This is a genomic window from Burkholderia sp. AW49-1, from assembly GCF_053427845.1.
The window spans coordinates 1-14,122 of sequence record NZ_JBSAXF010000044.1 but is presented as its reverse complement, the minus strand read 5'-3'; the positions used below and the strand labels follow the sequence as shown (position 1 = coordinate 14,122).

The following is a 14,122-nucleotide window of genomic DNA, read 5'->3' as shown; positions in this document are numbered from 1 at the left end:
GCGCCGCAAGGTCAGGCGTTCGCGCTCAGAAGCCGCGCGACAGCACGGCCGCGCCGATCGTCACGACGCCGAGCACGAGGTTGACGACGACGAGCAGGCGCACCGTGTTCACCGCGCGCGCGCCGTCCGGCCAGTTCTGCGCCTGCACCGCGCGGCGGATGCGCGGGAACAGCGCGAAGCGGATGTGGCCGAAGATCAGCATCATCACGACACCGAGCCCCGCCATCGCGTGCAGCGTCCACGTCGCGTGCGCGCCGCCGAATGCGGTGAGCAGGAAACCGCCGGACAGCAGGATCACGATCACCGCCCCCGACACCCAGTTGAAGAAACGGCCGAACACGCCCTCGATCAGCGGCAGTCGCAACTGCGGCGTCAGGTCTGACAGCGCCGGGCGCAGGCAGAAGTTCGCGAAGACCATCCCGCCCACCCACACGGCGACGGCCAGCAGATGAAGAAACAGCGCGACGGCAACGGCGTGGGACATGGCGGCAATCCTGGTATGAGTTGAGTGCAACGAACGGCCGCGTCACACGCGGTCTCGAGCGACGTTCGACCGGCGCGCCGCCGCTCGGTTCAGACCCCTGGCGGAATTTCACAATATTTTGCAAGTTCCGCGTGACGGCGCCACTCGCGCTTACCTGAATACGCCGTGCAAAAAACACCGGCCGCACGCCCGCCGAAGCGGAGGTGCGGCCTTCGATGCCGGTCGAACCGGCCAACGGATTCGGCGTCAGCCGAGCAGCGGACGCAGCTCGTTGACGACCTTGAGCTTCGTCTCCGGCGCGCGGCCCTTGCGTGCGCGCTTGCCGACGTGCGGCGCGAGCCCCGCGTACGACAGCGTTTCGTCCTGCACCTTGCCGCCGCGGCCGGTGCCGATCAGCACGACGCCGGCCGGGTCGATCGCGAGCGCCTGCACGAGCGTTTCCTTGTCGTCGAGCGCCATCAGGATCACGCCGCGCCCACCGCCCGACAGCGTCTTCATCTCGTCCATCCCGAACACCAGCAGACGGCCGCCGCTCGACAGGCACGCGACCTGCGTCGCGTTCGGCAGCACGGGCATCGGCGCGAGCGGCACCGCGCCCGCATCGATGGTCATGAACGATTTGCCGGCCTTCACGCGGCTCACCATGTCGCCGACCTTCGCGAGGAAGCCGAAGCCGTTGCTCGACGCGAGCAGCAGTTGCTGATCGGCCGGCGCCGCGTAGTAGTGCATCAGGTGCGAGCCCGACTCGAGCTCGATCAGCGACGTCACCGGCACGCCGTCGCCGCGCCCGCCCGGCAGCACCGACACGTCGACCGAGTACACGCGGCCGCTGCTGCCCCATGCGATCAGTCGATCGGGCGTGCGGCACTGGAACGCCGCATACAGGTGATCGCCTGCCTTGAACGAGAAGCCGGCCGGGTCGAGCCCGTGGCCCTTCAGCGCACGCACCCAGCCCTTCTGCGACACGACGACCGTCACCGGCTCGTCGACGACCTTCGCCTCGAACGTCGCGCGCTTTTCCTGCTGGATCAGCGTGCGGCGATCGTCGCCGTACTGCTTCGCATCGGCCTCGATCTCCTTGATCATCAGCCGCTTCATCGCGCTTTCGTTCGCGAGCAATTCCTCGAGCTTCGCCTTCTCGTCACGCAGCGCCTCGAGTTCCTTCTCGATCTTGATCTTCTCGAGCCGCGCGAGCTGACGCAGGCGGATTTCGAGGATGTCTTCGGCCTGGCGGTCGCTGAGACCGAACGCGCTCATCAGCGCGGCCTTCGGCTCGTCCGACTCGCGGATGATGCGGATCACCTCGTCGATGTTCAGGAAGACGATCATCCGCCCTTCGAGGATGTGGATGCGGTCGTCGACCTTCGCGAGACGATGGCGGCAGCGGCGCGTCATCGTCAGCTGGCGGAACTTCACCCATTCGTCGAGGATCGTCAGCAGCCCCTTCTGGCCCGGCCGGCCGTCGGCGCCGATCATCACGAGGTTCAGTGTCGCGTTCGACTCGAGGCTCGTGTACGCGAGCAGCGTGTTCACGAATTCCGTCTGGTCGATCGTGCGCGACTTCGGCTCGAACACGAGCCGCACCGCCGCTTCCTTGCCCGACTCGTCGCGCACCGCGTCGAGCAGGTCGAGCATCGCCTTCTTGGTATTGAGCTGCTCTGGCGTGAGCGTCTTCTTGCCGAGCTTGAGCTTCGGGTTGGTGAGTTCCTCGATTTCCTCGAGCACCTTCTGGCCCGACGTGTTCGGCGGCAGCTCGGTGACGACCAGCTGCCACTGGCCGCGCGCGAGATCCTCGATCTTCCAGCGCGCGCGCACCTTCAGGCTGCCGCGGCCGCTTTCATAGGCCGCCGCGATCTCGGTGTCGCTCGAGATGATCTGGCCGCCGCCCGGGAAGTCCGGCCCGGGGATCAGGTTCATCAGCTCCGCGTGCGTGAGCTTCGGATTGCGGATCAACGCGACCGCCGCCGCCGCGACCTCGCGCAGGTTGTGCGACGGAATCTCGGTCGCGAGACCGACCGCGATGCCCGACGCGCCGTTCAGCAGCACGAACGGCATGCGGCTCGGCAGCGTCTTCGGTTCCTCGAACGAGCCGTCGTAGTTCGGCATGAAGTCGACCGTGCCCTGATCGATCTCGTCGAGCAGCAGCTTCGAGATCGGCGTGAGCCGAGCTTCGGTGTATCGCATCGCCGCCGCGCCGTCGCCGTCGCGCGAGCCGAAGTTGCCCTGCCCGTCGATCAGCGGGTAGCGCAGCGAGAAATCCTGCGCGAGACGCACGAGCGCGTCGTATGCCGACTGGTCGCCATGCGGGTGGTATTTACCGAGCACGTCGCCGACCACGCGCGCCGACTTCACCGGCTTCGCGTCCGGGCCGAGGCCCATTTCGTTCATCGCGAACAGGATCCGGCGCTGCACCGGCTTCTGGCCGTCGCACACATCGGGCAGCGCGCGGCTCTTCACGACGCTGACCGCGTAGCTGAGGTACGCCTGCTCCGCGTAGTTGCCGAGCGTCAGCGCGTCGGCGTCCGGAGCGTCGGATCCGGCGAAGAGATCGGAAGTATTGTCGTCCATCTGAATTCCGTATTCGTAAGTGGCGTGAGGCCGTGCCGGGCGTCATGCCCGGCCGCGCGGGTTTAGATGTCCGCTTCGACGTCGTTGCCCTTTTCCTCGAGCCAGCCGCGTCGCGCGGCTGCCTCGCCCTTGCCCATCAGCATGGTCATCCGCGCGACGGTCGCCTCGTAGTCGAGTTCGCCGAGCTTCACCGGCATCAGGCGGCGCGTGTCGGGGTTCATCGTCGTGTCCCACAACTGCTCCGCGCTCATTTCGCCGAGACCCTTGAAGCGGCTGATGCTCCACTGCGTTTCGCGCACGCCGTCCTTGCGCAGCTTGTCGAGCGTCGCCTCGAGTTCGCCTTCGTCGAGCGCATAGAGCTTCTGCGCGGGCTTCTTGCCGCGCGCGGGCGCATCGACGCGAAACAGCGGCGGCCGCGCGACATGCACGTGACCGCGCTCGATCAGCTGCGGGAAATGCTTGAAGAACAGCGTGAGCAGCAGCACCTGGATGTGCGAGCCGTCGACGTCCGCGTCCGACAGGATGCAGATCTTGCCGTAGCGCAGGTTCGACAGGTCGACGGTGTCGTCCGGGCTGTGCGGATCGACGCCGATCGCGACCGAGATGTCGTGCACCTCGTTGTTCGCGAACAGGCGGTCACGCTCGGTTTCCCATGTGTTCAGCACCTTGCCGCGCAGCGGCAGGATCGCCTGGTATTCCTTGTCGCGGCCCATCTTCGCGGAACCGCCCGCCGAGTCGCCCTCGACGAGGAACAGTTCGTTGCGCGCGATATCTTCCGTCTCGCAGTCGGTCAGCTTGCCGGGCAGCACCGCGACGCCCGAGCTCTTGCGCTTCTCGACCTTCTGGCCGGCGCGCGTGCGCGCCTGCGCCTGCTTGATCACCAGCTCGGCGAGCTTCTTGCCGTGCTCGACGTGCTGGTTCAGCCACAGTTCGAGCGCCGGACGCGAGAACGACGATACGAGCTTCACCGCGTCGCGGCTGTTCAGGCGCTCCTTGATCTGCCCTTGGAACTGCGGATCGAGCACCTTCGCGGACAGCACGAACGACACGCGCGCGAACACGTCTTCCGCGAGCAGCTTCACGCCCTTCGGCTGCAGGTTGTGCAGTTCGACGAAGCTCTTGACCGCCTGGTAGAGACCGTCGCGCAGGCCCGACTCGTGCGTGCCGCCGGCCGGCGTCGGGATCAGGTTCACGTACGACTCGCGCACGAGCGATCCTTCCTCGCTCCATGCGACGACCCACGACGCGCCTTCCCCTTCGGCAAAGGTTTCGTCGGTCGAACGCGCATCGGCGAAGCGCTCGCCTTCGAACAGCGGAATCAGCAGCTCGCTGCCGTTCATCTCGTCGAGCAGGTAGCCGCGCAGGCCGTCCTCGTACTTCCACGCCTGGCGCTCGCCGGTCTTCTCGTTGACGAGCACGACCTCGACGCCCGGCAGCAGCACGGCCTTCGAGCGCAGCAGACGCTGCAGCTCGCCGAGCGGCAGGTTCGGCGAATCGAAATACTTCGGATTCGGCCAGACCTGCACGCGCGTGCCGGACTTCTTCTCGCCGCGGCCCGCGCCTTGCGTCGCGAGCGGCTTCACGACGTCGCCTTCGGCAAAGCCGAGCTCGGCGATCTTGCCGTCGCGCCAGACCGTCACGTCGAGACGCGTCGCGAGCGCGTTCGTCACCGACACGCCGACGCCGTGCAGGCCACCCGAGAACGTGTACGCGCCGCCCGCGGCCTTGTCGAACTTGCCGCCCGCGTGCAGGCGCGTGAACACGATCTCGACGACCGGCACGCCCTCTTCGGGGTGCATCCCGAACGGGATGCCGCGACCGTCGTCCTCGACCGACACCGACTGGTCGGCATGCAGCGTGACCGTGATCTGCTTGCCGTAGCCGCCGAGCGCCTCGTCGGACGCGTTGTCGATGACTTCCTGAATGATGTGCAGCGGATTTTCGGTACGGGTGTACATGCCGGGCCGCTGCTTGACCGGCTCGAGACCCTTGAGCACCTTGATCGATGCTTCGCTATAGGCCGCGCTGGGCTTCTTCGTTGACATAGGCGCTGAATTTCGTCATTCATCGGGACGTTGTCCACACCTCGTGTGGATAACGTCGTGGACAAAACGTTGAGTTCCGTAAAAAAGCGAATCGAAACAACGGTGTGCTTGGACTGCTCCGAAAGCGGGCGCGCGGCGTTCGCTGCGCGGCCCGGGACGCGCGGTATTCTACTGGTTCCGCGTGGCGCGCCGTCGCAAGTTCACTCACACGGCGCACGGGGCGTCAGACCGGCTTGCGCTTTGCCTCGAGCGTCTCCCACCGCTCGAGCGCGGCGAGGAGCTCGTCGTCGATCGCCGCGAACCGTTCGGTCAGGCGCGTGCCTTCCTGCGGATCCTTCGCGAAGATCGAACCGTCCTCGAGCTGCGCGTTGATCGTCTTCTGTTCTTCCTCGAGCGCCGCGATCTTCTCCGGCAGCGCATCGAGTTCGCGCTGCTCGTTGAACGACAGCTTCACCGTGCGCTGTGCGTTGCGGCCGGCCGCGCTTTTCGCCGCGTCTTCCTTGACCGGCGCCGCTTCCTTCACCGCGCGCTTCGCCGCCTCCTGCTGCGCGAGTTGCTGCGAACGCTCGCTCTGGATCTGCCAGTCGGTGAAGCCGCCGACGTATTCGCGCCACTTGCCGTCGCCCTCGGCCGCGATCACCGACGTGACGACGTTGTCGAGGAACGCGCGATCGTGGCTGACGAGCAGCACCGTGCCGTCGTAGTCGGCCAGCAGCTCTTCGAGCAGTTCGAGCGTCGGGATGTCGAGGTCGTTGGTCGGCTCGTCGAGCACCAGCACGTTGGCCGGCCGCGCGAACAGGCGCGCGAGCAGCAGCCGGTTGCGCTCGCCGCCCGACAGCGACTTCACCGGCGAGCGTGCGCGCTCCGGCGCGAACAGGAAGTCGCCGAGATAGCTCATCACGTGCTTGCGCACGCCGCCGATCTCGACCCATTCGCTACCGGGGCTGATCGTGTCGGCCAGGCTCTTTTCCTGGTCGAGCTGCGCGCGCATCTGGTCGAAATAGGCGACCTGCAGGTTCGTGCCGGTGCGCACCGTGCCCGCGTCGGGCTTCAGTTCGCCGAGGATCAGCTTGAGCAGCGTGGTCTTGCCGGCGCCGTTCGGGCCGACGAAACCGATCTTGTCGCCGCGCATGACCGTCGTCGAGAAGGTGTCGACGACCGTGCGATCGCCGTAGCGCTTCGTCACGTCCGTCAACTCCGCGACGATCTTGCCCGACTTCTCGCCCTGCGCGACGTCGAGCTTCACGTTGCCCTGCGAATTGCGGCGCTCCGCGCGCTCGTTGCGCATCTGCACGAGCCGCGCGATGCGGCCGACGCTGCGCGTGCGGCGCGCCTCGACACCCTTGCGGATCCATACTTCTTCCTGCGCAAGCAGCTTGTCGAACTTCTCGTTTTCCACGCGCTCGACTTCGAGCTGCTGCGCCTTGCGCATCTGATACGCGGAGAAATTGCCCGGATACGACAGCAGCCGGCCGCGATCGAGCTCGACGATGCGCGTCGCGACGCGATCGAGGAACGCGCGATCGTGGGTGATGAACAGCAGGCCCGCGCGCTGCGCGACGAGCAGTTCTTCCAGCCAGCGGATGCCGTCGAAGTCGAGGTGGTTGGTCGGTTCGTCGAGCAGCAGCACGTCGGGCTGGAGCACGAGCGCGCGCGCCAGTGCGACACGCTTCTGCATCCCGCCCGACAGCGCGTCGACCTGCGCGTCGCCGTCCGTCAGGCCGATCTGCGCGAGCGTCATCGACACGCGCGTACGCCAGTTCCATGCATCGTGGGCATCGAGCGACGACTGCAGCGCGTTCATCCGCGCGAGCAACGCGTCGTGCTCGGCGCCTTCGGGCGTCTCCGCGAGGCGGTGTGCGATCGAATCGTATTCTTCGAGCACTTCGCGCGTGTGCGTGAGCCCCGACGCGACGGCATCGAACACGGTCGCGCCCGGCTCGAACTCGGGCTCCTGCGGCACGTAGACGGTCACGAGCTCCTGCTGGCGCGTGATCAGCCCGTCGTCGGGCTTCGCCAGCCCGGCGACGATCTTCAGCAGCGACGACTTGCCCGCGCCGTTGCGACCGATCAGGCCGACGCGCTCGCCGGCCTCCAGCGAGAAATCCGCGTGATCGAGCAACGCGACGTGACCGAACGCGAGTTGCGCACCGGTAATGGAATAAAGCGACATGGGGAGACGGCGAAGAGAGAAATCGGAAGCGCCCATTGTACCGGTGGCGGACGCCTGCGCCGGGATGGCCGGACGGACTAGGCCGGTGCGCGGTTCATTTCGTGCCGCGGCGGCATGACGGCGCGCCCGGCGGACGGGGCCGGCATGCGACGCGGCGATGTTGCTCGGCCCCCGCGGCGGGCATCCGGCCGCAGCTTCCCGGCCGGGTGCCCGCATGCGGCGGTTGCGATTACTGCACGTTGACCGAGATCGTCGAGCTCAGCTCGGGACCGTACGAGCGGTGCGCGCCGTCGCCGAGCTGCAGCGTCAGCGTGTGCTGGCCGGGCGGCAGCTTCACGTCGGTTTCGGTCTGGCCCTTGCCGAAGTGCAGCGAGTGGTCCGTCGCGGGGATCACGTCGCCCTTCGGCACCGGCTTGCCGTCGATCAGCAGGTGATGGTGGCCCGTGTCCGGCGTCATGTCGCCGGCCGGCTTGAGCCCCATGCCTTCGAGGCCGAACTTCACGTGCACGGGGCTCGACACCGTCGCGCCATCCTTCGGCTCGACGAAAAACACGCGCGCCTCGGCGCGCGCGAGCGTCGACACGGCCAGCGCCGCGACACATACCGCACCCGCGATCCACTTCTTGTTGAGCATCGTTTCCTCCTCCAGATTGAAAGGCTCACGAAGCATACACTGCGTGCCCGGCCTGCGCGACGACGTCCATTGTTCGCGATGCGCACGTTTAAAACGACGTTGCGGAGGCGTTCGGCGAAATTCCGGTACCATTGCGCCTTTCGTCCGCCGGCCACACCGCGGACGGCATCACAGATTTTCATCATTCCAAGCACCACATGAGCGAAGTAACCGAATACCAGAGCTGGGTCTGCCTGATTTGCGGGTGGGTGTACAACGAAGCGGAAGGCTTGCCCGACGAGGGCATCCCCGCCGGCACCCGTTTCGCCGACATTCCCGCCGACTGGCGCTGCCCGCTGTGCGACGTGGGCAAGGAAGATTTCGTCGTCGTCGACTTCTGATTCGGGCTTCCGGACACGATCGGGCGCGCGGTGCGCATCGGCACGCATTCCGTCCGCCGATGCGCCGCGCGTTTGCTATACTCTGCGCGCTGTCCACATCGCCGTCCCGTTCGCGTCTTCTGCGCGTGAAACTGCGGACATGGCTCTCCCCGTAGTTCAATGGATAGAACAAGCGCCTCCTAAGCGCTAGATACAGGTTCGATTCCTGTCGGGGGGACCAGCCAAGCCCCAAACCTCCCCCAAGATTCACAAGAAACTCCCCGCTCAAGCCCGTCTGGCGGCCTTCTCACGCCCATCGTTACCCAACGTTGCTCAGTGACAGCCGGAGAAAGTGTTGGTATTTTTGTTGGTATCAGCAGGTACCAACAACACAGATACCAACAATGCCTCTCACTGACATACAGGTACGGAACGCAAAGGCCAGCGCCGCACCGTACAAACTCACGGACGGCAACGGGATGTTCTTGCTCGTCCAACCGAACGGCGCGAAGTACTGGCGCTTGTCCTACCGCTTCCTTGGCAAGCAGAAGACGCTCGCCCTCGGCGTGTATCCGGCCATCACGCTCGCGACGGCAAGGAAGAAGCGCGACGAGGCACGCGAGCAGATCGCGGCCGGCGTCGATCCGGGCGAAGCGAAGAAGGAAGCGAGACGGGCCGCCGAGATCGCGGCGGCCAACTCATTCGAAGCGGTAGCCCGCGAGTGGTTCGACTCTCAGCGCCCGGGCTGGAGCGACGGCTACGCAGAGAAGGTACTGAATTCGCTTGAGGTCGACGTGTTTCCGAAGATCGGCCCTCGCCCGATCGCGGAGATCGACTCGCCGCAGATGCTCGCGATCGTTCGCGAGGTTGAAGCGCGCGGGGTGCGCGAGACAGCAAAGCGGATTCTCCAGCGCTCTCGCGCGGTCTTCCAGTACGGGATCATGACCGGGCGATGCTCCAGGAATCCGGCTGCCGACATCGACGCGCAGACGGTGTTGAAGAAAGGTCCGGGCGTACAGCACATGGCCCGCGTCAAGGCGACGGAGATCCCGCAGCTCATGCGCGACATTGACGCCTACCAAGGCGACCTAGTTACCCGGCTCGCGCTCCGCCTGATGGCGCTGACCTTCGTGCGGACAACGGAAATGATCCGTGCGGAATGGTCTGAGTTTGACGAAGCCGCCGCAGAATGGCGCGTGCCGCCGGAGCGTATGAAGATGCGCGATCCGCACATCGTTCCGCTATCGCGGCAAGCACTCGACGTGATCACCCAGCTCCGCGCGCTCAACGGCCAGCATCGATTCGTGTTCTACAGTGTGCAAGGCCGTAGCCACATTTCGAACAACACCATGCTCTATGCGCTCTATCGCATGGGCTACAAATCACGAATGACGGGGCACGGGTTTCGCGGGCTGGCAGCTACAGCTCTGCGCGAACTGGGGTTCGGCCGCGACGTTGTAGAGCGCCAGATGGCACACGCCGAACGCAATCAAGTGACGGCGGCTTACGTCCACGCTGAATACCTGCCGGAACGCAGGCGAATGATGCAGGTGTGGGGCGACCATCTTGATCGCCTGAAGGCGGGAGCGGAGATCGTTCATATCGCGTCAGCGCGCTAACGAGTCGTGTCGCCCACTCCCTCTTGTCGGCATACCCTCCCGCAGCGAGGACCGTGGGCCTCTCTCAATCGCAGCGTTAGCCGTAGCCCCGTACGTTCCGATCTAGTGGTCGGCGAATGGGGCTATCACAGCCGCCCACATTCCAAGAAGAATCAAACACTGAATGGCGAACATGACTTGGTCGTATGTCTTGCGAAGCTCTGAGCGCTTCGCATACACCACATAGATCAACGTAAACAGGGGTGTCGCGACCCACGTAGCAGCGGTGAATACAAGGAAGCTCATCGTGCCGGCTGCAAAGATTCCGCTATGAAATCCACCGACCTCGACATACCAGTATGCAAAGCCTATCCACGGAAGCCACAGCCCGATGAAGGTCGCGATTGCGAGCTTGATCGCACCTGATGACGGCCCAGAGTCCGCGTTCTCGATATCTTGTGATTTGTTCATAGTGTCGTTAGCTCGCTAAGCGAAGCCTCAGCGGGTTCTCGCCGAAGCAGGCGGCCATAGCTCCGGCGGCTCGCGGATTCTCCGGAATTCGAGTCCGATTTCTCTAGCGGGATGATATCGAGATTCCGTCACGTCAGTGGATAGGCGACGTTCTGTCTACGCGACATGGGTATGCCCCCCTTACGTGCGTCCCCCACCAGCAAAACGGAAACGGCCTAGGCGTAGGGTAAGCCGATGATTTGGCCCCTTATTATTATGTGCCCCCCCTATGTTTGCCGTCAGTAGAGAAAAGACGCGGGTGTGAGCCCCCGCATATTGACCCTGCTACAGGGTCCCTTGCTCGCCCTCGACACTTGCGGCCAGCGTAACAATGTCCGATCGGGGCGCGTCGCGGACACCCCCCTCAAAAACACGGTTTCGACGCCCCTTAAATCCCGGAGAGCCATGACCCGCCTAGCTTCCCGGTCGACCCAGACGATCGACGCGTGTCCGCTCACTGCAAAATGAGTTGGAGAGTTGGAGATAAACGCCCGAATCGGCCGCAAAGCCTTATGGGGTAAGGCTTTTCGTGTCTCCAAACGATTTGGAGAGTGCTGGAGATACTGGAGATAAACCGGGCTGGATTGTTACATCCTCAGCAAGAGTCGAGGCAACCGCCCGCCCGGTTCCATCTGGAGCGGATCGCTCAAAGTAACTTTGAGGTACGGAGCAAAAATGCCGCGCAAAGGAATCCCCGCCACCGCCCTCCCGGACGGCGGCGGCGTCTTTCACAGTTCGAGCGTGAAGATCGACGGCAGCACACGGTAGACCATGGCCGGGCCATGTCCCGGAATGTGCTCACGCCGGTACGGATAGCCGTCGGTGCGGGGCCTCAGCACACCGCGCTTTATCAGGGCGTTCGCGACCATCTTGTGATCGAAGCCGGCGCACACGTCCTTACGGAACACGGTCGACTCGATCAGATATTCCGTCTCGACACACTCCGCATCTTCGGCGCTCATCTTGTCGCCGAACTCCGCGTAATAGGCTTGATCCGACTCAATCGCGATGCTGCTCTTATCCTGTTTCACAAGTCGTTTCCAGCCCGCACGATGCGGCGCGTTCGGCCGATGGTCGTCCTGCGCCCGGTTCATCCACACGAAACGGTTGTCGCCGTGTGCGACGAGGAAGTGCAGCACCTGTCGCACCGCATCCGCTTCGTCCGAATTACCCGTGCCGCCGCGCAGTTCAAGCCAGCCTTCGAAGCAGCGACGTGCGGCCTCGACCGATTCGCCCTGCGGCCAGCCGGTCAGCCCGTGCGCGGTGGCCAGCTCGCCGGCCACCGCGACAAGGCAGAACCGTTTGGCGACGCGTGCGACCTGCGAATGCGAGCCGTCCGGCACCCATTGCCCGACCAGCTCGTCGACGCGCACGCGCAGATGCTCAGCCAGCTCATCGGCCTGCGACGATGCCCACTCGATAAACGCCGGGCCAGCCGTGCCGTAATGCCGGCCGGCGTGCCGCTCAAGATGCTCGATCAACGCGGCCGGCGTCGAGAATCCGTGCAGCTTCTCCACGACACCCATTTCGCCGACCTCGGCCGGGATCGCTGGCAAGCGCACCTCGATACCGCCTTTCATGGGTTTGTTGCCCTCGGCCATCAGCGCGGACACGCTCTTTTCGCCGTTCGACAGGAACAGCAGCCGCCACGTGAGAACCGGCTTCGCCGAGCCGCTACGCGACGCGCGGGCCTTGCCCGACTCGTTCGCGAGCATGTAGATCACATCGCCGACCAGACGCGGCTCGACCTGCCCGATTTCATCGAGGATCAGCAGCGCGTCGCTATGCTGCGTGGCCACGGCTTCGAGCGCGTTGTCGGTCGCCTTCCAGCTCCGCACGTAGTCCGGCGAGCCGAACACGGACGCGGCGATGACGCCGCCCGTCGACTTGCCCTTGGACGTCGTGCCGAGCAGGTGAAACCCGCCCGACTGAAGCCCGGAGAAGTGCAGCAGCGGACCAGCGAAGGCGGTAGCGATGCAGAACAGCAGCCGGCTATTGCCGACGCAGTAGGCGGCGACCTCGCGTTGCCAGTCGTCCAGCGTGCCGCGCTCCTTGAACTGACTCTGGATCGGCATGTCGGCCTGATAGATCAACGCCTCTTTGCCGGTGCCGATCACGCGATCGGGCAGCACGAACGCGCCGTGATGCCAGCCAACGCGCGGTACGCAGCGCACGCGCTCGTCCGGCTGCGCCATCTGCACATAGTTCGCGATCTGCGTGCGGGCGATCTGCGTCACGCCGAGCTTCACGCCCATGTCGAGCAGCATGCGGCGCAGCTCCGTGCCGTCGCCGGCAAACAAGCCGGCCGGCACCGCCCACCGTTTCAGGATGCCGTCGCGGTCAGTGAATTCGAGCAGGTAGCCCCACTCGCTATTCATCTCGTTTCGGGTCTCCGCGATCACGTCGATCCGCGTGCTGACCCAATGCGGCGGCAGCGGATCACCCTGATTGTTGAAGCCGTGAAACCACACGCCCTTGTCGTCGACGACGAACCGCGACTTGCCGTCCTGCGCACGGGCTGTTTTCGGGCGCTTGGAGGGCTTCGCGGCTGCTGGAGCAACCTTGCCCCTGCCAGCGTCAGCCGAGCCGGCCGGCGCGAGCGCAGCGCGCACGGCGGCGGCCACCGCATCCGGGCCGACGTGCGCAGCCAGGTCGTTGAAGTCAGTGCCGCCCGCCGGACGGTTCGGACCGAAGTCGGGCACGGCGACGATGCCGGCAACAGCCTCGGCCGCCGCGTGGGCCTTCGTCACGCCCGGATTGCCCTTCGTCGTGTGGTCGTCGTCGGCGCACACGACGATGCGGGCGTCCGGATACTGGCCGCGCAGCGCCGTCGCCACGGCGTGCAGGTTGCCGGCGTCGAACGCGACGGCGGCCGAATAGCCGGTCGCGGTCGCGAGCGTCGCGCACGTCGCGTAACCCTCGCCAATCAGCAGCGTGGACGGCGCGGAAGATAGCGGGCCGCCGATCAACGAGAAGCAGCCCGCCTTGCGGCCGTTCGGCAGATAGCGTTTCTGGCCGTCCGTGAGGATGAATTCCAGCGTCCACAGCTTGCCTTCCGCGTCACGGGCCGGGATGACGAGGGCGCCGTCGCATGCGGCCGTGCCGATGCACAAGCCGCCGCGATAGACGCGCAGCGCGTCGACCGGGATGCGCTTGCGAACGAGATACGGGTGATCGGCCGGCGCGGGCTCGGCCGCCGACCAGATCGATTCAGCGAGCGCCGACGCGGCTTGCTGTTTCCCGGTCAGGTCGGCCAGCTCGGCCGCTTCACGTGCCGCGCGCTCGGCTTTCTGCCGCTCGCGCTCCGCTGGATCGACCGGCTTCGCCCGATGCGCACGCGGATCGAAGCCGCCCAGCTTGGCGAGGTGAAACAGCGTGTTGATGGTGATCTTGCCGCCCTTGAACGACTTCCACACATCGCGCGCGTCCTTACCGTTGTAGTTCTGCGCGCCTTGGCTCCATTCGTTCCAGAGGGTGAAGCCCTCCTCGCCAAACTCGGCCTTAAGCGCCATCCCCACCTGACTCCACGTGTCGCGGTCGTCGGGCGGAACATAGCCGAGCGCGACTCTCGCCCGCTCGAATTCGGACATGGGTGCGTTACTCATAGGTTCCCACTGGACGCGCGTCGGTCGGCTTCCGATTAGTAGTCCATATCGGGCAAGCAGCTACCCGACGCGCGAAGAATTGAATGATGCGACTATGCCTAGCGGCGCAGCGTCAGCCGGCCGCGCGAGGCACCGACAGAACCGCA

9 protein-coding genes and 1 tRNA gene are annotated in these 14,122 nt (G+C 65.4%); 3 read left to right on the top strand and 7 right to left on the bottom strand.

Going from position 1 to position 14,122, the window contains the following annotated elements; genetic code table 11:
- Positions 1-25 precede the first annotated feature (25 nt).
- From ACV22W_RS31635 to ACV22W_RS31615, 5 genes are all read right to left on the bottom strand, one after another.
- The gene (locus tag ACV22W_RS31635) at positions 26-484 is read right to left on the bottom strand and encodes a CopD family protein (RefSeq protein WP_448023371.1); all 459 of its coding nucleotides are present in this window, start codon (positions 482-484) and stop codon (positions 26-28) included.
- 246 nt (positions 485-730) lie between these two features.
- Positions 731-3,052 (bottom strand): DNA topoisomerase IV subunit A, encoded by a 2,322-nt coding sequence (parC, locus tag ACV22W_RS31630; protein ID WP_448023370.1) that lies wholly within the window; start codon positions 3,050-3,052, stop codon positions 731-733.
- Between the two features lie 62 nt (positions 3,053-3,114).
- Complete coding sequence (locus ACV22W_RS31625; RefSeq protein ID WP_059527399.1) at positions 3,115-5,097, bottom strand: DNA topoisomerase IV subunit B; 1,983 nt, start codon at positions 5,095-5,097, stop codon at positions 3,115-3,117.
- Between the two features lie 223 nt (positions 5,098-5,320).
- The gene (locus ACV22W_RS31620) at positions 5,321-7,270 is read right to left on the bottom strand and encodes an ATP-binding cassette domain-containing protein (RefSeq protein ID WP_448023368.1); all 1,950 of its coding nucleotides are present in this window, start codon (positions 7,268-7,270) and stop codon (positions 5,321-5,323) included.
- 229 nt (positions 7,271-7,499) lie between these two features.
- Positions 7,500-7,904 (bottom strand): DUF4399 domain-containing protein, encoded by a 405-nt coding sequence (locus ACV22W_RS31615; protein ID WP_448023367.1) that lies wholly within the window; start codon positions 7,902-7,904, stop codon positions 7,500-7,502.
- A gap of 197 nt (positions 7,905-8,101) precedes the next feature.
- On the opposite strand from ACV22W_RS31615, the gene ACV22W_RS31610 reads away from it, so the two are divergent.
- The 3 genes from ACV22W_RS31610 (at position 8,102) to ACV22W_RS31600 (ending at position 9,882) form a co-directional block, all read left to right on the top strand.
- Positions 8,102-8,284, top strand: a complete 183-nt coding sequence (locus ACV22W_RS31610) for a rubredoxin (protein WP_006478164.1) — start codon at positions 8,102-8,104, stop codon at positions 8,282-8,284.
- Between the two features lie 145 nt (positions 8,285-8,429).
- Positions 8,430-8,504: transfer RNA gene (locus ACV22W_RS31605), tRNA-Arg, on the top strand.
- A gap of 163 nt (positions 8,505-8,667) precedes the next feature.
- Positions 8,668-9,882 carry a tyrosine-type recombinase/integrase gene (locus tag ACV22W_RS31600; protein WP_448023366.1) on the top strand — a complete coding sequence of 405 codons (1,215 nt, stop codon included), beginning with the start codon at positions 8,668-8,670 and terminating at the stop codon, positions 9,880-9,882.
- A gap of 102 nt (positions 9,883-9,984) precedes the next feature.
- On the opposite strand, the gene ACV22W_RS31595 is transcribed toward ACV22W_RS31600, so the two are convergent.
- Together ACV22W_RS31595 and ACV22W_RS31590 are read right to left on the bottom strand one after the other, a co-directional pair.
- Complete coding sequence (locus ACV22W_RS31595; RefSeq protein ID WP_448023364.1) at positions 9,985-10,332, bottom strand: hypothetical protein; 348 nt, start codon at positions 10,330-10,332, stop codon at positions 9,985-9,987.
- A gap of 767 nt (positions 10,333-11,099) precedes the next feature.
- Positions 11,100-13,961: a DUF927 domain-containing protein gene (locus tag ACV22W_RS31590; protein ID WP_448023362.1), complete on the bottom strand. Its 2,862-nt coding sequence runs from the start codon at positions 13,959-13,961 to the stop codon at positions 11,100-11,102.
- Between the last annotated feature and the right edge of the window lie 161 nt (positions 13,962-14,122).